Below are 24,522 nucleotides of genomic sequence, written 5' to 3'. Positions count from 1 at the left end.
ACGCCGCCTCCAGCACCCGCGGGCGCGGGCCGCGGAGGGGTCGGATGCAAGGCGGAGGAGGAAGCGATACCGGCGGTATCGCGCCCGACGACAACGCCGCAGACGGCCCCTCCGCGGCCCGCGCCTAGCGGCGGGTGGCGTCGTCGACTTCGCCGACGAGCTCCTCGATGATGTCCTCGAGGAACAGCACTCCGGTGGCACGGCCCTGCTCGTCGAACGCCCGGGCGAGGTGGGCGCCGGTGCGCCGCATGATCGCGAGGGCGTCCTCGAGGTCGGTGGCCTCGAAGATCGAGGCGAGCTGGCGGATGCGCTTGGCGGGGACGGGGAGGCGGAACTTGGCGCCCTCCGTGTCGCCGTCGAGGTCGAGGACGTCCTTGAGGTGGATGTAGCCCTCGGGGGTGCCGTCCTCGCTGAGGATCACGTAGCGCGAGAAGCCGTGCTTGGCGACGGCGCGCTCGACGTCGGCGGGAGTCGCTCCGCTGGGGAGGCTGACGATCCCGTCGAGGGGCAGGGCGACGTCGTGGACCTTCTTCTCGGTGAACTCGAACGCGGCGAGGAGGGTCCCGGTCGAGTCGCGGAGCGTGCCCTCGCGGGTGGACTGGTCGACGATCGTCTGCACCTCCTCGAGCGTGAAGGTGCTGTTCGCCTCGTCCTTGGGCTCCACCTTGAAGAGGCGGAGCACTCCGTTCGAGACCGCGTTGAGGGCGACGATGATCGGGCGGAGGACCCGGGCGATGGCGACGAGCGGCGGCGCCAGGAGGAGCACGGCGCGGTCGGGCATCGAGAACGAGATGTTCTTGGGGACCATCTCGCCGAGCACCACGTGCAGGAACGACACGATCAGCAGCGTGATGACGAAGGCGACGGTGCCGGAGAGCTCGTCGGGGATGCCGACGGCGTGCAGCGGCACCTCGAGCAGGTGGTGGATCGCCGGCTCGCTCACGTTGAGGATCAGCAGCGAGCAGACGGTGATGCCCAGCTGCGTGGTCGCGAGCATCAGTGTGGCGTGCTCCATCGCGGCGAGCGCGGTGATCGCGCTGCGGCGTCCGCTCTCCGCGAGGGGCTCGATCTGGGAGCGGCGCGCGGAGATGACTGCGAACTCCGCTCCGACGAAGAAGGCGTTCGCGGCGAGGAGCACCACGAGCCAGGCGATTCCGGCCCAGTCACTCATCGTCGGACTCCTTCCGTCCGCGGTGTCCGCGGGCGACGTCGGCGAGCGGGTCGGGGATCCCGTCGGGATCCGCGTCGGGGTCGGGGGTGAAGCGGAGGCGGTCGATGCGGCGGCCGTCCAGGCGCTCGACGCGCAGCGAGCCGCCCTCGACGTCGACCCGGTCGCCGACGGCGGGGAGGCGGCCGAGCTCGCTCATCACGAATCCGGCGACCGTCTCGTAGGGCCCCTCCTCGGGGATGTGCACGCCGGCGCGGTCGAGGACCTCGTCGGGGCGGAGCATGCCGGGGAAGGTGGTGGAGCCGGGGAGCTTGACCACGTCGGCCCGGGAGCGGTCGTGCTCGTCGGCGACCTCGCCGACCAGCTCCTCGACCAGGTCCTCGAGCGTGGCGACGCCCGCCGTGCCGCCGTACTCGTCGACGACGACCGCGAGCTGGAAGCCGCGTCCGCGCAGCTCGGTGAGCAGCACGTCGAGCTTCATGGTCTCGGGGACGCGGAGCGGCTCGGAGCGCAGCGCCGTGACCGGGACGTCGGACCTCTTGCCGCGGGGCACGGCGACGGCCTGCTTGACGTGCACGACTCCGACGATGTCGTCGATGTCGTCGTCCGTGATCGGGAAGCGCGAGAACCCGGTGGTTCGGGCGAGGTCGAGCACGTCCTGCGCGGTGCTCGCGCGCTCGACCGTCGACAGGCGCAGGCGCGGCGTCATCACGTCGCCCGCGGTGAGGGCGGAGAAGCGGAGGGTGCGCCCGAGCAGGTCGGCCGTGTCCTCCTCGAGCAGTCCGGCGCTGGCGGAGTGGCGCACGAGGCTCGAGAGCTCCTCGGCGCTGCGGGCGCCCGAGAGCTCCTCCTTCGGCTCGATGCCGACCAGGCGCAGCAGGGCGTTCGCACTGCCGTTCAGCAGGGCGACGGCCGGGCGGAACACCGTCGTGAACGCGGTCTGCAGCGGCACGACGAGCTTCGCGGTCGCCCGCGGCAGAGCGAGGGCGAAGTTCTTGGGGACCAGCTCGCCGAGGATCATCGACAGCAGGGTCGCGATGACGATGGCGACCACCGTCATGACCGGCGCGAGCGCCTCCTCCGGGATGCCGAATCCGCTGAACGGCTCCTGGAGCAGCGTCGAGAGGGCGGGCTCCATCGTGTAGCCGGTGAGCAGCGTCGTGAGGGTGATGCCCAGCTGCGCGCTCGAGAGGTGCGTGGAGGTGACGCGCAGGGCCGCGATGGTCATGCCCAGGCGCGTCTCGCCGCGGTCGCGACGGGCTTCGAGATCGGCCCGGTCGAGGTTCACCAGCGCGAACTCGCTGGCGACGAAGACGCCGGTGCCCAGGGTCAGCAGCAGGCCGACGCCGAGGAGGAGCCACTCAGTTCCCACGGTGGTCGCCCCCGGTCACGAGAGGGAGGTGCGAGGAGGGCCGGACGGGGCGGGCCGGCGGAGCGGCGGACCGTGAGCGGCGAGCGGGAGTCCGAGGAGCACTGCAGTGAGCGGAACAGGCCGGATGCGCAGAGGGAGGGTCGTCCATTGTGGCGCCGAGTCTACCCGCCGCGGAGCGCCGCCGGGCGTGCTCCGATGCCGCGGCTCAGAGCCACTTCTTCCGCTTGAACACCGCGTAGAGCGCGAAGCCGAACAGCACCATCAGGCCCAGCGCCCAGGGGTAGCCGAGGCGCCAGTGCAGCTCCGGCATGTCGTCGAAGTTCATCCCGTAGATGCCGGCCACGAGCGTCGGGGCGAAGAGGATCGCCGCCCACGAGGAGATCTTGCGGACCACGTCGTTCTGGGCGAGCCCGGTCTCGGTCTGCCGGCGCGAGACGAGCGTCGAGTGCACCGTGAGCGCCTTGTCGAGGATCGCGCGCAGGGAGTCGACCGCCTCCGTCACGCGGATGGTGTGGTCGAGCACGTCGCGGAGGGACCGGCGCAGCTCGATCCGCTCCGGCGAGGGCGAGGGCTCCCCCTCCACGGGCGTCGATTCCTGCAGCAGCTCGTGCAGCAGGGCGGTCAGCGGCTGCACCGAGCGCTGGAAGTGGATGACCTCGCGCGAGAGCCGGTAGATGCGCTCCGAGAGCCCGTCGTCCGAGTCGTCGCCGAAGAGCTGGTCCTCGATCTCGTCCACGTCGCCCTGGACGCCGAACACCACCGGCGCGTATTCGTCGACGACCTGGTCGAGGATCGCGTAGAGCACCGCTTCGGGCCCGCGGGCGAGAAGGGCCGGATCCTCCTCCAGGCGGCGGCGCACGCGGGCGAGGTCCGGGGAATCGGCGTGCCGGATGGTGACCACGAAGTCGGGGCCGACGAAGACGTGCAGCTCGCCGAAGACGACCGTCTCGGCGGCGTCCGCGTAGCGCGCCGGCCGCAGCACGACGAAGAGCCCGTCGTCGTAGCGCTCGAGCTTGGCCCGCTGGTGCCCGCTCAGCGCGTCCTCGACGGCGAGCGGGTGCAGCCCGAACTCCTCGGCGACCGCCTCGACCTCCTCGCGCGTCGGGCGGTAGAGGCCGATCCAGGCCATGCCGTGCTCGTCGCGCATCAGCTCGAAGGTGTCCTCGAGCGAGTCGGGGTTCCGGATGCGGCGGCCGTCGACGTACACGGCGTTGTCGACGATGGTCATGGGCTCGGTTCTAGCACGCGGCGCCCGCTCACCAGCTGACCGGCAGCGCCTTGCCCTCCTCGTAGCCCGCGGCCGACTGCAGGCCCACGTGCGCCCGCTCGTGGAAGTCGGCCACGCTCCGGGCGCCGGCGTAGGTGAAGGACGAGCGGACCCCCGAGGTGATCATGTCGAGCAGGTCCTCGACCGAGGGCCGCAGCGGATCGAGGTAGATGGTGGAGGAGGAGATGCCTTCGGCGAAGAGGCGCTTGCGGGCGAGCTCGTACGCGTCGAGGCGGTCGAAGCGCTCCTGCACCGCCTTGGCCGAGGCCATGCCCCAGCTCTCCTTGTAGACCCGGCCGGCCGCGTCGCTGCGCAGCTCCCCCGGAGCCTCGATCGTGCCGGCGAACCAGGAGCCGATCATCACGGAGGCGGCGCCCGCGGCCAGCGCGAGGGCGACGTCGCGCGGGTAGCGCACACCGCCGTCCGCCCAGACGTGGGCGCCCAGCTCGTGCGCGCGCTCGGCCGTCTCGAGGACGGCCGAGAACTGCGGGCGGCCGACCGCGGTCATCATCCGGGTGGTGCACATCGCGCCGGGGCCGACGCCGACCTTGAGGATGTCCGCTCCCGCGTCGACGAGGTCGTGCACCGCGTCGGCCGTGACGACGTTGCCCGCCGCGATCGGCACTCCGAGATCGAGCGCGGAGACCGTCCGGAGCGCCCGGAGCATCCCCTCCTGGTGGCCGTGCGCGGTGTCGAGGACGAGGACGTCGACGCCCGCGGAGACGAGCGCGCGCGCCTTCGCCTCGACGTCGCCGTTGATGCCGATCGCCGCCGCGACGCGCAGACGCCCGTCCGCGTCGAGCGCCGGGTCGTAGACGGTGGAGCGGAGGGCGCCGGTGCGCGACAGCGTGCCGACCAGGGCGCCGTGGTGCAGCACCGGGGCGAAGTCGAGGTCGGCGGCCACCATGAGGTCGAAGGCGGCCCGCGCGGTGGGCACGTCGTCGGCGTCGATCGAGGGCGTGGCGGAGTGCACCAGGTCGCCGAGGCGCGCGTCCGGCAGCGCGGTCGCCAGGCGCGCGGCCGGGACGCAGCCGAGGATCGCGCCGCCCTCCTCCTGCACCACGAAGCCGTGGCCGGCGACGGCCGGCAGGATGCGCAGCGCCTCCTCCACGGTCGTCGCCGGCGAAGCGGTGAGGGCGCCGGAGAAGGCGACCGGCTGGCGCTTCACCCAGCGGATCGCGGCGTCCAGCGCCTGCAGGGGCATGTCCTGCGGGAGGACGCCGAGCCCGCCCCGGCGCGCGAGCGTCGCTGCGAGGCGCTGACCGGTGACCGAGTTCATGTTGGAGGAGACGACGGGGATCGTCGCCCCGGTGCCGTCGCCCGGGGCGAGCGAGACGTCGAGGCGGCTCGTCACCGACGAGCGGCCGGGGACGAGGAAGACGTCCGAGTAGGTGAGGTCGCCTGAGGGTGTTCCGCCGGAGAAACGCATGGGGGAAACGCTACTCCGGCGCGGCCCCGGGTCGGCCGTGCAGGGAACGGGGCTAGGCTTGGCGACCGGGACGGGACCAGGCGACGGCACCGGTTCCCGCTGGTGCGAGGACGACCTCCTCCGCCGCGGTGGCAGGCGCCGAGGGATGCGACGGGCCCGTCCGGATGATCGAGGACGAATCAACGGAGAGAGTGGGCGATCGGCTGTGTCGAGCCAGTTGACCGGAGCAGGAACAGAGCAGGGCGCGGAGGACTTCGGAGCCAACGAGTGGCTCGTGGAGGAGCTGTACGAGCAGTACAGCGCCGACCGCGCCTCGGTGGACGAGTCCTGGTGGCCCATCCTGGAGCGCTACGGCGCCCAGCTCGCGAACTCCGGCAAGGACGCTCCGGCTCCGGCTCCCGCCGCGGCCCCCGCGCCCGCCGCCTCGAAGCCCGCCGCTGCCGCCGAGCGCGTCTCGTCGAGCGGCGGAGGCGCCGTGACCCATCCCGCCGCGGCCTCCTCCTCCGAGTCGACCCCCGCCTCCCGCACCACGTCGAAGCAGCCGAAGGCGCAGCCGATCCCGGCCGACGCTCCGGTGAGCAAGCCCTCCGCCGAGGACTCGACGCCGGACGAGGACGTCGTCACCCCGCTCCGCGGCATGGCGAAGAGCCTCGCGACCAACATGGATGCCAGCCTCAGCATCCCCACCGCGACGAGCGTCCGCACGATCCCGGCGAAGCTGATGATCGACAACCGCATCGTCATCAACAACCACCTGCGCCGCACCCGCGGTGGCAAGGTCTCGTTCACGCACCTGATCGGCTGGGCGCTCATCCGCGCGCTCAAGGACTTCCCGAGCCAGAACGTGTTCTACGACGAGGTCGACGGCAAGCCCGCGGTCGTCGCTCCGGCGCACGTCAACCTCGGCATCGCGATCGACATGCCCAAGCCCGACGGCACGCGCGCCCTGCTCGTGCCGAGCATCAAGCGCGCCGACACGCTGAGCTTCACGGCCTACCTCTCGGCCTACGAGGACCTGGTCAAGCGCGCGCGCGGCAACAAGCTCGTCGCCGGCGACTTCGCGGGCACCACGCTCTCGCTGACGAACCCCGGCGGCATCGGCACGGTCCACTCCGTCCCCCGCCTGATGAAGGGCCAGGGCTGCATCATCGGCGCCGGCGCCCTCGAGTACCCGGCGGAGTTCCAGGGCGCGTCCGAGAAGACGCTGGTCGAGCTGGGCATCGGCAAGACCATCACCCTGACCTCGACCTACGACCACCGCGTCATCCAGGGCGCCGGCTCGGGCGAGTTCCTCAAGATCGTGCACGAGCTCCTGCTCGGCGGCCGCGGCTTCTACGAGGACATCTTCGCCGCGCTGCGCATCCCCTACGACCCGATCCACTGGTCCACGGACATCGCCGTCGACCTCGCCGAGCGCGTCTCCAAGACCGCCCGCGTGCAGGAGCTCATCAACTCGTTCCGCGTCCGCGGGCACCTGATGGCCGACGTCGACCCGCTGGAGTACGTGCAGCGCTCGCACCCCGACCTCGCCATCGAGAGCCACGGCCTCACCTTCTGGGACCTCGACCGCGAGTTCGTCACGGACGGCTTCGGCGGCAAGCGCCAGCTCAAGCTGCGCGACATCCTCGGGATCCTCCGCGACTCGTACTGCCGCACCGTCGGCGTCGAGTACATGCACATCCAGGACCCGGAGCAGCGCGCCTGGATGCAGCAGAAGCTCGAGCGCGGCTACGAGAAGCCGGGCCACGACGAGCAGCTGCGCATCCTGGGCAAGCTCAACGAGGCCGAGGCCTTCGAGACCTTCCTGCAGACCAAGTACGTGGGCCAGAAGCGCTTCTCGCTCGAGGGCGGGGAGTCGCTCATCGCGCTGCTCGACGCCGTCCTGCAGGGCGCGGCCGACGAGCACCTCGACGAGGTCGCGATCGGCATGGCCCACCGCGGCCGCCTGAACGTGCTGACCAACATCGCCGGCAAGACCTACGGCCAGATCTTCCGCGAGTTCGAGGGCACCCAGGACCCGCGCACGGTCCAGGGCTCCGGAGACGTGAAGTACCACCTCGGCACCGAGGGCACCTTCCGCGGCGCGGCGGGCGAGGAGATCCCGGTCTACCTGGCGGCGAACCCCTCGCACCTCGAGGCCGTGAACGGCGTGCTCGAGGGCATCGTCCGCGCCAAGCAGGACCGCAAGCCCATCGGCACCTTCACCACGCTGCCGGTCCTCGTCCACGGCGACGCCGCGATGGCGGGCCAGGGCGTGGTGGTCGAGACCCTGCAGATGTCGCAGCTGCGCGCGTACCGCACCGGCGGCACGATCCACATCAACATCAACAACCAGGTCGGGTTCACGACTCCCCCTCACGAGGCCCGCACCTCGATCTACTCGACCGACGGCGCGAAGACGATCCAGGCGCCGATCTTCCACGTGAACGGCGACGACCCCGAGGCGGTCGTCCATGTCGGGCAGCTCGCGTTCGAGTACCGCCAGCGGTTCCACCGCGACGTGGTCATCGACCTGATCTGCTACCGCCGGCGCGGGCACAACGAGGGCGACGACCCCTCGATGACCCAGCCGCTGATGTACAGCCTGATCGAGGCCAAGCGCTCGGTCCGCAAGCTGTACACCGAGGCGCTCGTCGGCCGCGGCGACATCACCGAGGAGGAGTACGACCGCGCCCACCAGGACTTCCAGGACCGCCTGGAGCGCGCGTTCGCCGAGACCCACGCCGCGCAGACCGGCGCGATCCCCGTGATCACCGCCGACGGCGACTCCGTGGCCGACCTCGAGCTGCCCGACGCGCAGCAGGGCGAGGACTACCCGGGCGAGCCCGAGGTGACCGGCGTGAAGACCGAGGTCGTCACCCGCATCGGCGACGCGTTCACGACGCCGCCCGAGGGCTTCACCGTGCACCCCAAGCTCCAGCAGCTGCTGGCGAAGCGCCAGGAGATGAGCCGCTCCGGCTCCATCGACTGGGCCTTCGGCGAGCTGCTCGCGCTCGGCTCGCTGCTGCTCGAGGACACCCCGGTGCGCCTCGTCGGCCAGGACACGCGCCGCGGGACCTTCGTCCAGCGCCACGCTGTCCTCCACGACCGCGAGAACGGCCAGGAGTGGCTGCCGCTGATGAACCTGTCCGAGCAGCAGGCCCGGCTCTGGATCTACGACTCGCTGCTCTCGGAGTACGCGGCGATGGCGTTCGAGTACGGCTACTCGGTGGAGCGGCCCGACTCGCTCGTGCTGTGGGAGGCGCAGTTCGGCGACTTCGCGAACGGCGCCCAGATCGTGATCGACGAGTTCATCTCCTCGGCCGAGCAGAAGTGGGGCCAGCGCTCGTCGCTCGTGCTCCTGCTCCCGCACGGCTACGAGGGCCAGGGCCCCGACCACTCGTCGGCCCGGATCGAGCGCTACCTGCAGATGTGCGCGGAGCGGAACATGACCGTCGCGCGCCCGTCGACGCCGGCGTCCTACTTCCACCTGCTGCGCCGCCAGGCCTACTCCCGGCCCCGCCGCCCGCTGATCGTCTTCACCCCGAAGGCGATGCTGCGCCTGCGCGGAGCCTCGAGCCCGGTCGAGGACTTCACCTCGGGCCGCTTCCAGCCGGTGATCGACGACGCGCGGATCCAGGACGCCTCCGCCGTGAAGCGCGTCCTGCTCCACGCCGGCAAGGTCCACTACGACCTCAAGGCGGAGCTCGAGAAGAAGCCCGACGACGGCATCGCGCTGGTCCGGGTCGAGCAGTACTACCCGGCGCCGATCGAGGAGCTGCGCGGCATCGCCGAGCGCTACCCGGACGCGGAGCTCGTCTGGGTGCAGGACGAGCCCGAGAACCAGGGCGCCTGGCCGTTCATGGCCCTCGAGGTCGCTCCGAAGCTGGGCCGGTCCATGCGCGTGGTCTCGCGCCCGTCCGCGGCCTCCCCCGCGGCCGGCTCGGCCAAGCGGCACGCCTCCGAGCAGGCCGACCTGCTGTCGCGGGCGCTCACCCGCTGACCCGCGGTCCGCACGACGCGGTCGGGCCCGTCGGAACCTCGTGTTCCGGCGGGCCCGTCGCGTTCCGGGCGGACCGTGCCTGACCGCAGGCCCGCAGAGACCGGCAGGAGCGCTCGCGACGTGCGGGTGCCGCGGCGACCGGAGGCCGCCGGACACGACGGAGCCCCGGCCCTTCGAGGGCCCGCGGTGCGCGGGAGGTCTCGAACGGCCGGGGCTCCCCGGGTCGTGCGGCGCCTAGAGGCGGGCGGGCGCCTGCGAGTGCGCGGCGTGCTCGTCGCGGAGCATGCCGAGCACCTGGGCGCGGAGGTCCTCCGGCGCCGTCTCCTTGCACGCCCGCTGCACGGCGACCGTCAGCACCACGCCGACCTTCGCCTCATCGGCGCAGTCGACGCATCCCGCCATGTGCTCGCGGATGTCGGCGGCGTCCTCCTTGCACAGCTCGTTGTGGAGGTACTCCTCGAGCTCGGCCTTCGCCTTCGTGCAGCCGCTGTCGGTCATTTCGTGCTCCCGGAAGTGAATGCGGCGCGGAATCCGCGCTCGCGTGCGTAGTCGGTGAGTCGTTCGCGCAGCATGCGCCGGCCGCGGTGCAGCCGACTCATGACGGTCCCGACGGGGGTCTTCATGATGTCCGCGATCTCCTGGTAGGAGAAGCCTTCGACATCGGCGAAGTAGACGGCGAGCCGGAAGTCCTCCGGGATCGCCTGGAGCGCCTCCTTCACCGCGGTGTCGGGGAGGTGGTCGATCGCCTCCGCCTCGGCCGAGCGGCTGGAGGTGGCCGTGGTCGACTCGGCGCCGCCCAGCTGCCAGTCCTCGAGCTCGTCGATCGCGCTCTGGTAGGGCTCGCGCTGCTTCTTGCGGTACGAGTTGATGAACGTGTTCGTGAGGATGCGGTAGAGCCAGGCCTTCAGGTTGGTGCCCTGCTCGAACTGGCGGAACGCGCCGAAGGCCTTGGCGAACGTCTCCTGCACGAGGTCCTGCGCGTCGGAGGGGTTCTTCGTCATCCGCAGACCGGCCGCGTAGAGCTGGTCGATGAAGGGCAGCGCCTGCTGCTCGAAGAGGGAGCGGAGATCGACGGGAGCCTCGACCGGGGCGTCGTCCAGCGACTCCTCGACGGTCTCCACGATCGTCTGCTCCGCGTCGGCGGGCTCGGGAGCCTCGTCGGCGGGGGTGGTGCGGGGTTCGTCGTCGAGAGTCATCACGAGCGATTCTAGAGCGGCGGCGCGGCGGACGACCGGGGTTGCGGCGCGAGGGCGCCTCCGGGCGACGGGCCTGCTGCTCCGGAGGACCGGGGGTGCTGCCGTCATGCTCCGCCTCCGTCACGCTCCTGACGACGCCCTGCGCGCCGACTATCCTGACAACCGATGGTCTTCTCGCGTTATTCCGCTCCCGAGTTCGATCCGTACGGCGACGCCCGTGCGCTCCCCGGCGACGACGCCTGGCCCGCACCCCTCGCGGCCGGCGCTCTCGACGCCGAGGTCGGCCTGCCCGGCTCCAAGTCGCTGACCAACCGGGAGCTGGTGCTCGCCGCTCTGGCGGACGGACCCTCCACGCTGCGGGCGCCGCTGCACTCCCGCGACAGCGCCCTGATGATCGAGGCGCTGCGCTCGCTCGGCACCACGATCCGGGAGTCCGGCTCGACCGGCGGCTTCGGCGCCGACCTGGTCGTGGAGCCCGCGGAGGAGCTGCTCGGCTCGACGACGATCGACTGCGGGCTCGCGGGCACCGTGATGCGCTTCGTCCCGCCGCTGGCCGGCCTCGCGCTCGGCCCCACCACCTTCGACGGCGACGCGTACGCGGCGAAGCGGCCGATGGGGGCGACGATCGCCTCCCTCCGCGCGCTCGGCGTCGACGTCGCCGACGACGGCCGCGGCGCGCTCCCCTTCACCGTCCACGGCTCCGGGGCCGTCCGGGGCGGCGACGTCGTCGTCGACGCCTCGCGGTCGAGCCAGTTCGTCTCGGCGCTCCTGCTGGCCGGCGCCCGCTTCGAGGAGGGACTGCACCTGCGCCATGAGGGCAGCGCCGTCCCCTCCCGGCCCCACATCGACATGACCGTCGCCGCACTGGCGGCACGGGGCGTCGAGGTCGGCACGCCCGCCGACGGCGAGTGGACCGTCGCGCCGCAGCCCATCGCCGGCGCCGACGTGCTGATCGAGCCCGACCTCTCGAACGCCGCGCCGTTCCTCGCTGCGGCCCTCGTCACGGGCGGCCGCGTCCGGCTTCGCCACTGGCCGGCCGTCACCACGCAGGTCGGGGCGCACCTCGAGCGGATCCTGCCGCTGTTCGGCGCCCGCGTCGAGCGCGACGGCGAGGACCTCGTGGTCACGGGCGGCGACGAGATCCTGGGCGTGGACCTCGACCTGTCGGAGGGAGGCGAGCTCGCCCCCGCCCTCGCCGCCCTCGCCGCGCTGGCCTCCACTCCCAGCACCCTGACCGGAATCGGCCACATCCGCCACCACGAGACGGACCGCCTCGCCGCCCTCGCCGCCGAGATCACCGGCCTCGGCGGCCGGGTCACGGAGCTCGAGGACGGTCTGCGCATCGAGCCCGCCGAGCTCCACGGCGGCCGCTGGCGCACCTACTCCGACCACCGCATGGCCCACGCCGGCGCTCTGATCGGCCTCGTGGTCCCCGGCGTGGTGATCGAGGACGTCGCGACGACAGCGAAGACCCTCCCGCAGTTCCCGGAGCTGTGGACGACCCTCGCCGGATCGGTCTGACCCGTGTCGTGGTGGACGGACAGCGGCCTCGACGCCGACGGTGCTCTCGACGACTTCGACGGGTACGACGAGTCGGACGCGCGGGTGCGCCCGAACCCGAAGGGCACGAAGCCCCGGACCAAGAACAGGCCCGCCTACGAGAACGCAGAGATCGCGATGGTGCTCGGCGTCGACCGGGGTCGCTACACGGTGATGATCGGCGACGGGACGCCCGAGGAGCACGAGTTCACGGCGGCCCGGGCCCGCGAGCTGCGGCGCCAGGCGATCGTGGCCGGCGACCGCGTCGACGTGGTCGGGGACTCCAGCGGCGACGAGGGGACGCTCGCCCGCATCGTCCGCATCCGCGAGCGGTCGACCCTCCTCCGCCGCAGCGCCGACGACACCGACGCGATCGAGCGCGTGATCGTCGCCAACGCCGACCAGATGCTCTGCGTGGTGGCCGCCGCCGACCCCGAGCCCCGGACCCGGCTGGTCGACCGCTACCTGGTCGCCGCCTTCGACGCCGGGATCACTCCGATGCTCTGCATCACCAAGACCGACCTCGCGGACCCGGCACCGTTCCTCCGCAACTTCGAGGGGCTCGACCTCCGCGTGTTCCTCTCGAGCCAGGACGAGCCGCCGGTCGACGAGATCGCCGACGCCCTCCTCGGCCACGAGACCGTGGTCGTCGGGCACTCCGGAGTCGGCAAGTCCACCCTCGTGAACAAGCTCGTCCCGGACGCGCACCGGGCCATCGGGCGCGTGAACACCGTGACGGGCCGCGGTCGGCACACCTCGTCCTCCACCGTCTCGCTCCGCGTGGAGCGCGGCGACCGGCACGGCTGGGTCATCGACACCCCCGGCGTCCGCTCGTTCGGACTCGGCCACGTGAACACCGACAACATCCTCGGCGCGTTCACGACCCTCGCCGTGATCGCCCGGGACTGCCCGCGCGGCTGCACGCACCTGCCCGACTCCCCCGACTGCGCCATCATCGAGGCTGTCGAGGGCGGACTGCTGGGCGCCAGCGGACCGGAGCGCCTCGACTCGCTCCAGCGCCTCCTGACCACCTTCGCCACGACCGACGGAAGCAGACGATGACCGACCTCTCCCCCCTCCCCGCCGAGGCGCGCCTCGCCGCCGGCGACTCCGCTCCGGAGTTCACGCTGCCGAACCAGGACGGCGAGCCCGTCTCGCTCGCGGACTACCGCGGACGGCGCGTCATCCTGTTCTTCTACCCCGAGGCCGACACCCCCGGCTGCACCACGGAGGCCTGCGACTTCCGCGACAACGCGGCGTCCCTCCGCGACTCCGGCTACGAGGTCCTCGGGATCTCGCGGGACGCCCCGGAGGCGCTGAGCCGCTGGGCCGACGCCCAGGGCATCGCGTACCCGCTGCTGAGCGACCCCGACATGACCGTGCACCGCGCGTACGCGGTGTGGGGCGAGAAGAGCCTCTACGGCAAGACCGTCGTCGGCGTGCTGCGCTCGACGTTCGTCGTCGGAGCCGAGGGAGCGCTCGAGTTCGCGCAGTACGGCGTCCGGGCGACCGGGCACGTGCAGGCGCTCCGCAAGAAGCTGAAGCTCGTCTGACCCCGGGGCGCGCGGTGCGGGTCATCGCGCGCCACCGGCTCTCGGGGTTCCGCTCATCTGCGAGCATCTCTCATGTCGACGTGAGCGGCACCGCCCGGTGCCACGTCGGGACGAGGGGTGGTCAGGGTGCGCTCGAATGCTCGCAGGACGACGGCCGGAGCGACGATCGCGGTCGTGGCCGCTGTACTGGCGGGCTGCACGCCACCGGAGCCGGCGCTCACCGCCGCCAGGGTGCTGCAGGCGGTGTCCGTCGCCGTCTCGTCCGACGGGGGTGTCCGTGCGATCGAGGGGACGGCCCTCGCCGTCGGCGACGACCCGTCCGACGCCTCGGCGACCACCACCGTCTACGATCCCCCCGAGGTCGCCGCCGACCTGCCGGTCCGTGTCCGGCCCTCGTGGCGCACCGCCGACGCCTCGGGCACCGATCCGGCCGACCTCGCCGGGCGCTCGGGTCGGATCGAGATCTCGCTCGCGGTGGAGAACCTGACGGTCCGGCCCGAGGAGGTCGCGTTCGACGCGGCCGGTCGTGCAGCCCGCCGCAGTGCACTCGTCGGCGCTCCGCTGACGATCGCAGCCTCCGCGGTCCTGCCGGGCGTCTCGCCGAGTCGCGTCGTCACCGAGAGCGAGTCGGGTGCCGTCACCAACGGCGTGCTCAGCCGTGACGAGCACGGAGACGCCGTCGTGCAGTGGGCCGCGTTCCTCGCTCCCCCGGGCGGTGGCGCGACGGCGACGCTGACCCTCGTCGCCGACGTCGCCGACTTCGCCGTCCCCGCCTTCGACCTGGCGGTCCAGCCCGGCCTGAGCACCGACCCGACCACCGAGGGGGCGCTGGGCGCCGCGTTCGACTCCTCCGACGCCTCGCCGCTCGCCCTCGAGCGCCGCACGATCGAGGTCGTCACCGCGGTGGACGACCTGCTGACGCAGGCCGGCACCACCGTCGCCGAGGTGCGGGCCTCGCTCGACGCGACCTCCGAGACTCTCGGTGTCCGCACGGCCGAGGAGCTGCGGGCCGGCGCCGCCTCGACGGCGGCCTCGATGCAGAGCCTCTCCGGGCAGCTCGGCGCGCTCCGGGCGCAGCTGTCGTCGACGGTCTCGGGCACCGAGTCCGGCCTGCTGGCGCAGCTGTCCGAGGCGATCGACGCGGTGGACGCCCTGCTGGGCGACACATCGGCCGCGGTGCCGCCGCCGACGGTCTCGGGCAGCGGATGCGGAGTCGCCGTCGACGGCGGCCGCTCCGGCTCGATCCACTCGGAGCTGCTGCGGCTCACGGCCGATCTCGACGCGTACGGGACGGCGGCCGAGTCCTGCCGGGACGAGGTCGTCGCGGCTGTCCGTGCTGCCGCGGGGCCGGCACAGCCCTCCGCCGAGACCTGCACGGCACCCTCGACCACCTGCTCCCTCGCCGCCTCCGGAGCCGCCGTCGACACCGTGCTGCTCGGGATGCTCGATCGCGGGCAGGACCTCGTCGACTCCCTGCAGCCGGAGCTGATGGACGGCGTGCAGGCCGGGTTCGCCGCCCTCGCGAGCAGGGTAGACGCCGCGTCGGCCTCGGTAGACACCCTGGCCGACCCGGAGGGATCCGTCACCCGGGCACTCGCCGCCCTGTCGGCGACGCTGGACGAGCTCGACGCGGACACCGCGGGCCTGGAGACGACGGTCGCCTCGGTCGGCACCGCCGCCACGACCGCCCTGGACGAGCTCGGCACGCCGACCAGCACGGGGTCGCTGTCGGCGCAGAACCAGGAGCTGGCCGATCGGCTCTGCGAGCTGTCGCCGGCGACACAGTCCCCTGCTGCCGCACCCACGCCGACCGGGCGCCCGACGCGCGCACCCGTGGAGGTGACCCGGGGCTCCGTCGAGGAGCTCCGCGCCTACCTGACCGCGACGCCCTGCTCCGGCACGGGCCGCCTCGACGCTCCCGACGGCTATCCGGCCCCCCTGGCCGACCGGCTGAGCGACCAGGTCCACGCGTGGACCGCCGTCGCCTCCACCGTCGGCAGCACCGGCGCTAGCGCCGACCTCGCCGCCCTGCGCGCCGCGCTCGCCACGGTCCGCGGAGGCGTGGCCGAGGCCGGCGCGACGGCCGGCTCGGACGACACGCGCCTCACCGGCCTGCTCGCCTCCCTCCGCACCGGCGTCGACGCGCTGACCGCTCAGCGCGACGCACTCGGCACCCGCATCGACGCTCTCGGTGCCCAGCAGGACGCTCTTGCACCGGCGATCCAGAATGCGTTCGCCGAGCCGGACACGGCAGCCGCATCCGCGGTCACCGCACTCCTCGACGAGCAGGTGCGGCGGATCTCGACGCGCTCCGGCGCCGACGCCGACGCGGTCGTCGCGATGTTCGACCGGTCGGTCTCGAGCCTGCGCACGGCCTCCTCCGGCATCCGCTCCGACGGTGCAGCGACGGTGGACGCCGGGCACCGGGCTCTCCGCACCGCGGAGGCCCGGATCGGCGGGGCCGTCTCTGGGCGGACGCGCGCCTCCCTGGCCGGCATCGCGACGACGATCGACGCCTCGACCCGCGACACCGACGCGGCCGCCGCGCTCCTCGCAGCCGATCTGCACAAGGTGCTCCTGGACCTCGGCGACCGGACGGTCGGCGGCTCCGGCCTGCTCGGATCGATGACCACGAGTGCCGCGAAGGTCGGCACCGCCGACGTGCAGCTCGCCCTCGCCTCGCAGAGCGCACGGGGCTACGCCGCGGTGCGGTCCGAGGACGTCTCGGGCATCCTGCTGGCGCAGGCCCAGGAGCGGGCCTCCCTCCGCGCCGGGGATGAGCTTCCCGCGTTCCACCTCGACCTGCCCGAGGGCACGCGGACCCGGACGGTCTACTCCTTCCGGATCGGGGACGAGCGATGACCCGCCTGGGCAGGCGCGCGGCGCAGCACCCCCGCACCGCCCGACGGAGCCCGATGCTGATCGGCGGCGCCGTCGCCCTCCTCGGCGTCAGCGGTGCCCTCGTCTCCCTCCTGCCCCCGCAGTCCGCCCCGATGACGGAGGTCGCCGCTCTCCCGGTCGGCTTCTCGTGCGCCCGGGTGCCCGAGCAGCTGACGCTCGGGGTGGTGGTGTCGCTCAGCTCGGCTCCGGGCGAGGGCGCGGAATGGAAGGACTCGGCGAACGGTGCCGTCGTCGCAGCGCACCGGTCAGCGATGGGCGGCTGCGAGATCGGTCTCGTCGCCGTCGACGACCACGGGACGCCCGAGGGTGCCCGCGCCGCCGTCGAGGAGCTGACGGGGCAGGGCGTGTCCGGCCTCGTCCTCGCGACCCACGGCACCCACACCGCTGCGGCCGTGGACGCCGCTCGGGCAGCGGGGACAGCGGCCGTCCTCCCGTACGGAGGCGGCCCCGCCCTGCCCGGCGACGGCGTCTGGTCCCTCGGACCCGACACCGCCTCGGCCGACGCGGCACTCGTGGAGGAGGCCGGCGGAGGCGCCCGGGTACTCCTCGTCGACACCGGTGGAGGCACCCCGACCGGTCTCTCGCCCGCCGCGACGGTGACCGCCGATCCGGGCGCCGCCGCGGACGTGATCATCACCGCCGCCCGCCCGCACCTCGAGGGCGAGCCGGCGGTCGAGCGCGTCGTCGTGTCCGGCCCCGCCGCGGCGCAGGCGACGGCGGTCGCCGCTCTGCAGGCGGCGGGGGCGTCCGTCCCGATCCTGCTCACGCCCGACGCGCTGAGCCCCGCCTTCGCTCCCGCCCTGGCCGCGGCCGGAGGCACCCTCTCGGGAGATCTGACGACGATCGGCACGGATTCCGGCGACGCGGTCGCCCTCCGCGGCGACGAGCGCGGACGTGCGGCCTCCGCGTTCCTGGGGGCCGTACGGATGACCGCCGACGATGCCGCGCGGGCGACCCTCCTCGGCGACCGCGCGTTCCGCGATCTCGCCGCGGTCGCGGACGCCCCCAGCCACGACGCCGTCGTGGCGCTCGTGCGAGCCGCGGCCGTCGCAGGCAGCAGGGCACCCTCGGCGGTCGCCGCCGCACTCCGGGGATGCACGATCGGAGCGGCGGACGGGCTCGCCGGTCCGCCGCTCGACTTCGGCGCCGCGCACGCTCTGGACGCCCCGGCACTCCCCCTCCACACCTCGCCGCAGCGCCTCGGCCTGCGGCCCGCCGACCCGCCGCTGCTCTGGTTCGCCGGACAGCCCCGACCGTGAGCCCCCGGTGCGACTCCTCCTCGATCTCGACGGCACCCGCTCCGACATCGACCTCGGCCGCCACCGCGACTCCGCGACACTCGGCGAGCTGATCGCCACCGCCACCGGGCACCGCCTCCCGCCCGGGACGGCCCTCGCCGTCGACACCGCCCTGCATCCTGTGGAGACCCGGCTGGCCGATCTGCTGCTGCTCGAGGGAACGCGGATCGCCCGCTCCCCCCTGCCCCGACCTGCCGCGGCCCGCGGGTGGACGGCCGTGCTGTCGGGCGGTCTCGGCGCGGGAGCCGTGGTCGAGATCCCGCGGGGCCGTGCGCTGATCGTGGGCCGCTCCCCGCACGCCGACGTCGTCCTCGACACGGCGAGCGCCTCCTGGGAGCACTTCTCGGTGACCCGCGAGGGCGACGGCCTGCGGGTGCGCGACGCCGACAGCACCAACGGCACTCTGGTCGACGGCGTCTCCGCGACGGGGGACGGGGTCCTCGTCTCCGACGCCGCGGTCGTGATCGCCGGTGGGGCGGCTCTCCGACTGCGCCCCGCGCCTCCCGAGCTCCTCGCGCCCGAGCCGGGGAGCACGGACAACGTCACCGCGACGGCGACCGTGCCCTTCAACCGGCCGCCGCGACCGGGACGTCCGGCGGCCGGCGAGGCGGTCGTCCCGCCGGCCCGCCTCGAGATCGCCTCCGCCACGACCTTCAGCGTGATCACCGTCGCCGCGCCGCTCGTCCTCGCCTTCGCGATGGTCCTCATCATGGGCGATGCGCGCTACGCCCTCTTCGCCGCGCTCAGCCCCGTGGCCGGAGTGGGCCTGTGGTTCGAGCAGCGGCACCGGCACGCCCGAGCGACCCGGTCCGAGGAGCAGCGCTACGGCGAGGCGCTGCAGACGCTCCGCGACGACATCGCCCGTTCCGCGCGTGTCGAACGGGCCCGCCTCGAGGAGGACGCGCCCGACCCGGCGACGACGATCCGCCGGGCGGCGCTGCCCGCCACGTCGCTGTGGCAGCGGCGCGCGACCTCCGCCGATGTGCTCCGCCTGCACATCGGCGTCGGCGACGTCCCGTGGTCTCCCCCGCTCGATCAGCGCGGAGTGCCGCGGCTCGAGGAGGAGGTGCGCGCGATCCTGGCGGTGAGCGTCGTCCCGAGCGCGCCCGTGTCCATCGATCTCGCGGACTCGGGCGTCGTCGGGATCGTCGGCGACCGCGAGGGCGGCCTCGCTCTGGCGAGGAGCCTGCTCTGCCAGGCGGCGGTCCACTGCGGTCCGGCCGACCTGGCGATCGGGGTGTTCTGCGACCGGCGACGCGACTCCGACTGGAGCTGGGCCTCCTGGCTCCCCCACACGCGTCTGCCCGGGGGCGGACGTCGACTCTCCGACCGGCGCGACCGCAGCTCCGAGCTCCTCCGCGCCCTCCGCGAGGAGGACTCGCCGCGCGTGCTCCTGGTGCTCGACTCCGACGTGCTGACCGAGGGACGCGCCGCTCCGGCGCGCGAACTCCTCGGACTCGGCCGCGGCGAGCGCGAGGCGGCGACCCGGATCTCCGGCCTCGTCCTCGCGGCGTCGGAGGAGCAGCTCCCCGCCTCCTGCACGGTCGTCGTCCGGGTCGGAGCGGACGCCTCGGCGGTCCTCTCCCGGCCCGACGAGCGGATCACCGTCGAGGACGTGGTTCTCGCCGGTCTCGCCTCCTCCACGGCCGAGCGCTGTGCGCGCGACCTGGCGCGCTTCGAGGACCCGGAGCTCGTCACCGCGGGGGCGGCCCTCTCCGCGCTCGTGCGGCTGCCGCCGCTCCTGGGCGCCGATCGTCCGACCGCCGCGGACGTCCGGGGGTGGTGGTCGAGCGCCCGGGGCGTGCGCGCGCCCGTCGGCTCGTCCGAGCACGGTCCGCTCGTGCTCGATCTCGTCGCCGACGGCCCGCACGGCCTGGTCGGCGGCACCACGGGCTCGGGCAAGAGCGAGTTCCTGCGCTCCTTCGTGGCCGGCCTCGCGGCCTGGAACGATCCGACGCGCCTCACCTTCGTGCTCATCGACTTCAAGGGAGGTGCAGCGTTCGCGTCCTGCGAGCGGCTCCCGCACACGATCGGCACCATCAGCAACCTCGACGCCCAGCTCGCCGACCGCGCGCTGCGCTCGCTCCAGGCCGAGATGCGGCGTCGTCAGCGGCTCTTCGCCGCCGCCGGCGAGGGTGTCGACGACCTCGACGCGTACTGGGCCACCTCGCCGCCGGAGCCGATGCCGCGGCTCCTGCTCGTCGTCGACGAGTTCGCCGTTCTCGCGAAGGAGCATCCCGACGTCCTGACGTCCCTCGTGAGCGTCGCCGCGGTCGGCCGGACGCTCGGCGTGCACATGATCCTCGCCACCCAGCGTCCTGCCGGAGTGGTGAACGACGACATCCTCGCCAACACCAACCTCCGCGTCGCCCTCCGGGTGCAGAGCCGGGACGACTCCGCCGACGTGATCGGAGTCGCGAGCGCGGCCGGGATCTCCCGCTCCCAGACCGGCCGAGCGTACGTGAAGCGGGGCCAGAACGACATCTCGCCCGTCCAGACGGCGCTGGTCACCGGTCGCGCGGAGGCGCCGGCCGTCGAGGCGATCGAGGTCCGCCCGGTCGGACCCACGGGCGTCCCCGTCGAGGGCCCCTCCCCGGTCGCCGCCGACGAGACGGCCCCGACCGATCTCGACCTCCTGATCGACGCGGTGGTCGAGGCGGACGCCGCTTCGGGCTTCGGCCCTCCCCGCCCGATCTGGCCGGAGCCGCTCGAGGACACCATGGCCCTCAGCGGGTTCGGTGCGGAGGAGTCCGACCTCGGTCGCGTCGTCGGCGACGTCCTGCACGTCGCACTCTCGGACGACCCCGACCGGCAGCGCCGGACGCCGACCGGCTGGGATCTGGGCGAGGGGAACCTGCTCCTCATCGGCATCCCCGGCAGCGGCACCAGCACGGCGCTCGCGTCGATCGCACTGACGGCCGCCCGCCACTTCCCCCCGGACGAGCTCGACCTCTACGTCCTCGATGCCGGTTCCCGCCACTCCGCCCCGCTCGCGCGACTCCCGCACACCGTCTCCTACGTCGGCGCAGGTGGCGGATCCCACGAGAAGCAGACTCGGTTCCTCCGTCACCTCCGCGACGAGGTGCGGCGGCGCCGAGCATCGCCCGGGGGCCACCGTCGTGCGCTGGTGCTCATCGACGGTCTCGCGACTCTGAAGGACGAGTTCCAGGACTGGGAGGGCCTGGCTCTGATGGAGGCGTTCACCCGCGCCTACGCCGACGGACCGGAGCTCGGCCTGCACTTCGCGGTGACGAGCACCCGGGCGAGGGCGATCCCCTCGGTGATGGAGGAGGTCACGACGCAGAAGTGGCTGTTCCGCCTCGCCGACCCGCAGGACTACGCCGCCGCCGGGGTGAAGCCGGTGCAGGCGCCGGCAGCGGTGCCGGGGCGCTGCGTTCTCACCTCGTCGCTCCTGCAGACGCAGGTCGCGACTCCGAGGGCCGGTCTCGACGACGCGATCGCCGAGCTCGCGGCCGCCTGGCCGGATGCGCGCGGCAGGACGAGCACGGTCGGCACGCTTCCCGACAGGGTCGCCGTGAGTGCGCTCGGGATCGAGGCCCGCTTCGATCGCGAGCCGTGGCTGCTCCCGATCGGCCTCGGCGAGTCGGACCTCGCCCCGCTGGCGTTCCAGGTCTTCGAGGGCGAGCACGTCGTCATCGCCGGACCCGCCCGATCGGGCAAGTCGACCGTGCTGCTCGCCCTGGCCGAGGCGGCGCGGGCCGCCGGCTCGGTCGCCGTCTGGGGAGTGTGCGATCGACGCTCCCCGCTGAGGGGCGCCGACCTCGACCGACTCGCCGTGGGCGCGGAGGAGCTCCGCACCCTCCTCGCGTCGCTGTCGACGGAGGAGGGCCCCGTGCTGCTCCTCCTCGACGACGCCGAGCGCTGGGACGACACCGACCAGGCGCTGATGAGGCTGGTCTCGTCGGGTCGCCCGGGACTCTGCGTCGTGCTGGCCGGCCGGTCGAGCGAGCTCCGCAGCCATTTCGGGAACTGGACGAAGAAGGCGGCGGCCTCCCGCTCCGTGCTGCTGCTCCAGCCCGACGTCGACAACGACGGCACTCTCCTCGGCGCGCAGATCCCGCGGCGCTTCCCCGTCCCGCCCACGGTGGGCCGGGGCTTCGTCAGCCTCGACGGCGAGATCCACTTCGTGCAGTCGGTCTCGCCGACGCCGGCGGACGGCGGCTGATCAGCGCCCTCGGGCGGATGATCGCGCCTCCGCCACCGAGTCGATCGGCGCGTCCTCCTCGAGAGCGCTCCGATCACTCCGAGACGCACCGATGGAGGTGCGCGGAGGAAGGAGCGCGGAGACGACGAGCACGTCCCGCCCCCGCTCGCCGGAGCACGCAGGGGCGGGACGGCCGGTCAGCTCCCTCCGCCGGCGGCGAAGATGTTCTGCGAGATCGTCGCCAGCTGGCTGCGCAGCTCCTCGAGCTCCTGCTTGGCCTTCTCGAGGGCCGACTTCGTCTCCGGCCAGGTCGACGAGCGGAACTGCGAGGCCAGCGGACCGTCCCAGACGTTCGGATCGGACAGTGTCCGCCCCTGTACGTCGAGCCGGCTGATCTGATCGGCGAGGCCGCCGTTGACGATCGACTGGATCTGCTGGATCGCGGACTTCGCCTCGTCGGTCGAGAGAACACGTGACATGGATCACACCTTTCTACCCCTGCGGACGGGACCGTCCCGCCCGCTCCCCACTCCACCGTCGTTTCATGAGGATGTCTCGTCATGGTAGAAGGCAAGACAGCACAGACGGCTCGCGTGACGTCGACGGCTCGACACTGGCGCGGGAGGTCGACTCACTCGCGAGTGGTGATCGCGAAGGGACTGCTCGAGAGGTCCGAGAACGCGCCCACTCGGGCGCGCAGCTCGCAGGACGGAGTCACCGTGAGGGCGGTCACCGTCAGCCCGTCGGACGACACGGCGACCGCGCCGCTGCAGCCGTCGCTGAAGCGAACGCCCTCCACTCCGCCCGCGATCGCCTCGAGCATGCTGCTCGCCGGCGCGGACGACGGCGTCGCGAGCAGGGGGTTCACGGGGTCGGCCCCGCTCGGCCAGACCGGCACCAGCGTCACGGGCAGCGGGGTCCGGCCGACCGTCCGCGCGGGAGTCTCGATCCGCACATCCCGCAGCCGCTGCACGGGATACGCCGTCCCGGTGACCGCAGGGTCGGCCACGGCCTGTGCCGTCGCAGACGCTGCCGCCGCCAGCCACCCGTCCAGGGCGCTCTGCTCGGCCACCGCGATCGGCACGGTCGCCGTGACGTCGACGATCCCCTGCGCCGGGACGTGCAGGTCCGTCAGGCTCCAACCGCAGCCGACCCCGACTCCGGTGACGCTCGGCCGGTTGCGCACCGCCGTCACTCCGGACCAGCTGGCCGCGGGGCATGCCGCCGCGGCGTCCGGGCCCGGCAGCACCTCGAGGAAGGACCCCGAGAGGGGCGCGCTCTGGGCGGAGTAGGAGATCTCGACGACCACGGCCCGTCGCTCCGCGTCCCAGGTGGCCGATCGCGTCACTCCGAGGCCCGTCGGCAGCGGCCGGTCCTGCTGCCGGGCCGACAGGTCGGCATCCGGCGCCGAGGCCCGTGCTCCGCCGCCGCGCGGCTGGACGGCGAGGAGCACCGCCCCGATGAGCAGGACGCCGGCGCCGAGGGCGGCGAGGATCATCCGCAGACGTCCGCCGCGCCCCCGCCGTGCTGGAGCCTCGAACGGCCGTTCCACCAGGCGCAGCTCGCGGCGCGGCACCGGGCGGAGCACGGTCGCCTGCGACGACGGGCCGAGCTCGGGAGCGGGCCCCTCCTCCACCGGCTCCGACGACATCTGCACCGCCATCCCGCGGAGGACCGTGCCCGGGCGCTCGGCCTCCTCGAACTCCGCCACGCCCGCCGCGAGCGGCAGCGCCGGCAGCCCGGCCAGTGCCGGGGAGAGGCGTCGCAGGATCCCCGCCGCCTCCGCAGCCGTCGGCCGCGACGCCGGATCCTTCGCGAGCATCCGGTCCAGGAGCGACGCGAGCCGCGGCGGCAGCTCCAGCGGCGGCGGGAGCATCGCGACGTGCCGGTAGGCGACCGCGACGTCGGCGCCGGGGCCGGCGAACGGGGTCCGGCCGCACAGCAGCTCGTAGAGCAGGATCCCCGTCGAGTAGACGTCGCTCGGCGGGCCGGCCGCTCCGGTGGCGAGCATCTCGGGCGAGAGGTACTCCGGCGTCCCGATGACACCCGTCGTCGCGCGCGGCCCCTCGGCGACCACGTGAGCGATGCCGAAGTCGGAGACGCGGACGGCGGAGCCCGCATCGTCCGCACCCTCCGCGAGCAGGACGTTGTCGGGCTTCACGTCCCGGTGGACCGTGCCGATCGCATGCGCGGCGGCGAGAGCGTCGAGGATCGAGGCCGCCACGGGCAGCGCATCGACCGCCGGGAGGGTGCCCTCGTCCCGCAGCAGCTCCCGCAGCGATCCGCCGCCGACGAGCTCCATCACGATCCCGAGCGTCTCCCCCTCCACGACGAGGTCGAGCACCTCCACGACGTGCGGGTGCCGCAGACGGGTGAGCACCGACCTCTCACGGACGAACCGCTCGACCAGGCCCGCGTCGTGCACGTGCTCACCGCGGAGGAGCTTCGCCGCGCGGTCCGGCCCCTGCGCGTCGGCGACGCGCCACACCTCACCCGCGGCACCCGAGCCGATCCGCTCGAGCAGGCGGTAGCGCGCCCCCAACGGATCCCCGGCACTCCTCGCCATGCCGCCTCCCGATCCGAGCTTCCGTCATCTTCGAGGGGAAGAATAGCGGAGACCGCTCGGGCGGATCAGCGGTGGCGCATCGGCCG

At 73.4% G+C, this 24,522-nt stretch carries 15 protein-coding genes; 7 read left to right on the top strand and 8 right to left on the bottom strand.

Features of this window, described 5'->3' with window-relative positions:
• Positions 1–124: 124 nt before the first annotated feature.
• The 4 genes from C5C71_RS00405 to C5C71_RS00390 form a co-directional block, all read right to left on the bottom strand.
• Positions 125–1,171, bottom strand: a complete 1,047-nt coding sequence (locus C5C71_RS00405) for a hemolysin family protein (RefSeq protein ID WP_104336914.1) — start codon at positions 1,169–1,171, stop codon at positions 125–127.
• Positions 1,164–2,540: a hemolysin family protein gene (locus C5C71_RS00400; protein WP_104224112.1), complete on the bottom strand. Its 1,377-nt coding sequence runs from the start codon at positions 2,538–2,540 to the stop codon at positions 1,164–1,166. The genes C5C71_RS00405 and C5C71_RS00400 overlap by 8 nt, the downstream gene beginning before the upstream one ends.
• A gap of 205 nt (positions 2,541–2,745) precedes the next feature.
• Positions 2,746–3,768: a magnesium/cobalt transporter CorA gene (corA, locus tag C5C71_RS00395; RefSeq protein ID WP_104224113.1), complete on the bottom strand. Its 1,023-nt coding sequence runs from the start codon at positions 3,766–3,768 to the stop codon at positions 2,746–2,748.
• 28 nt (positions 3,769–3,796) lie between these two features.
• Positions 3,797–5,236 carry a GuaB1 family IMP dehydrogenase-related protein gene (locus C5C71_RS00390; protein ID WP_104246650.1) on the bottom strand — a complete coding sequence of 480 codons (1,440 nt, stop codon included), beginning with the start codon at positions 5,234–5,236 and terminating at the stop codon, positions 3,797–3,799.
• Between the two features lie 205 nt (positions 5,237–5,441).
• On the opposite strand from C5C71_RS00390, the gene C5C71_RS00385 reads away from it, so the two are divergent.
• Positions 5,442–9,218: a multifunctional oxoglutarate decarboxylase/oxoglutarate dehydrogenase thiamine pyrophosphate-binding subunit/dihydrolipoyllysine-residue succinyltransferase subunit gene (locus C5C71_RS00385; protein WP_181065612.1), complete on the top strand. Its 3,777-nt coding sequence runs from the start codon at positions 5,442–5,444 to the stop codon at positions 9,216–9,218.
• 234 nt (positions 9,219–9,452) lie between these two features.
• Here the strand turns inward: C5C71_RS00385 and C5C71_RS00380 are convergent, their stop codons facing one another.
• Positions 9,453–9,716 carry a zf-HC2 domain-containing protein gene (locus C5C71_RS00380; protein WP_104224116.1) on the bottom strand — a complete coding sequence of 88 codons (264 nt, stop codon included), beginning with the start codon at positions 9,714–9,716 and terminating at the stop codon, positions 9,453–9,455.
• Complete coding sequence (locus tag C5C71_RS00375; protein WP_104336912.1) at positions 9,713–10,414, bottom strand: sigma-70 family RNA polymerase sigma factor; 702 nt, start codon at positions 10,412–10,414, stop codon at positions 9,713–9,715. Before C5C71_RS00375 ends, C5C71_RS00380 begins: the two co-directional genes overlap by 4 nt.
• 165 nt (positions 10,415–10,579) lie before the next feature.
• Here C5C71_RS00375 and aroA point away from each other — a divergent pair, with 165 nt between their 5' ends.
• The 6 genes from aroA to C5C71_RS00345 all read left to right on the top strand — a co-directional run bounded on the left by aroA (position 10,580) and on the right by C5C71_RS00345 (position 21,891).
• Positions 10,580–11,935: a 3-phosphoshikimate 1-carboxyvinyltransferase gene (aroA, locus tag C5C71_RS00370; protein ID WP_104225496.1), complete on the top strand. Its 1,356-nt coding sequence runs from the start codon at positions 10,580–10,582 to the stop codon at positions 11,933–11,935.
• A 3-nt stretch (positions 11,936–11,938) separates the two neighbouring features.
• On the top strand, positions 11,939–13,015 hold the full coding sequence (gene rsgA, locus C5C71_RS00365) for a ribosome small subunit-dependent GTPase A (protein WP_104294955.1): 1,077 nt from the start codon (positions 11,939–11,941) through the stop codon (positions 13,013–13,015).
• Positions 13,012–13,506, top strand: a complete 495-nt coding sequence (gene bcp, locus C5C71_RS00360; protein ID WP_104336911.1) for a thioredoxin-dependent thiol peroxidase — start codon at positions 13,012–13,014, stop codon at positions 13,504–13,506. Before rsgA ends, bcp begins: the two co-directional genes overlap by 4 nt.
• A gap of 174 nt (positions 13,507–13,680) precedes the next feature.
• Entirely contained in the window at positions 13,681–16,368 is a 2,688-nt protein-coding gene (locus tag C5C71_RS00355) for a hypothetical protein (protein WP_146084381.1), read from the top strand.
• A complete protein-coding gene (locus C5C71_RS00350; RefSeq protein WP_104336909.1) occupies positions 16,365–17,666 on the top strand; it encodes an ABC transporter substrate-binding protein in 1,302 nt (433 codons plus the stop codon). The genes C5C71_RS00355 and C5C71_RS00350 overlap by 4 nt, the downstream gene beginning before the upstream one ends.
• A gap of 7 nt (positions 17,667–17,673) precedes the next feature.
• Positions 17,674–21,891: an FtsK/SpoIIIE domain-containing protein gene (locus C5C71_RS00345; protein ID WP_104266805.1), complete on the top strand. Its 4,218-nt coding sequence runs from the start codon at positions 17,674–17,676 to the stop codon at positions 21,889–21,891.
• A 176-nt stretch (positions 21,892–22,067) separates the two neighbouring features.
• Here the strand turns inward: C5C71_RS00345 and C5C71_RS00340 are convergent, their stop codons facing one another.
• Together C5C71_RS00340 and C5C71_RS00335 are read right to left on the bottom strand one after the other, a co-directional pair.
• Entirely contained in the window at positions 22,068–22,349 is a 282-nt protein-coding gene (locus C5C71_RS00340) for a pyrophosphorylase (protein ID WP_104336908.1), read from the bottom strand.
• A gap of 152 nt (positions 22,350–22,501) precedes the next feature.
• Entirely contained in the window at positions 22,502–24,436 is a 1,935-nt protein-coding gene (locus C5C71_RS00335; protein WP_104336907.1) for a serine/threonine-protein kinase, read from the bottom strand.
• Positions 24,437–24,522 lie beyond the last annotated feature (86 nt).

It is taken from the genome of Rathayibacter sp. AY1C1 (genome assembly GCF_002932105.1).
In the GTDB taxonomy this organism is placed as follows: Bacteria; Actinomycetota; Actinomycetes; order Actinomycetales; family Microbacteriaceae; genus Rathayibacter.
Note: the sequence above shows the minus strand (reverse complement) of the source record. Positions and strands in the feature narration are given on the sequence as shown.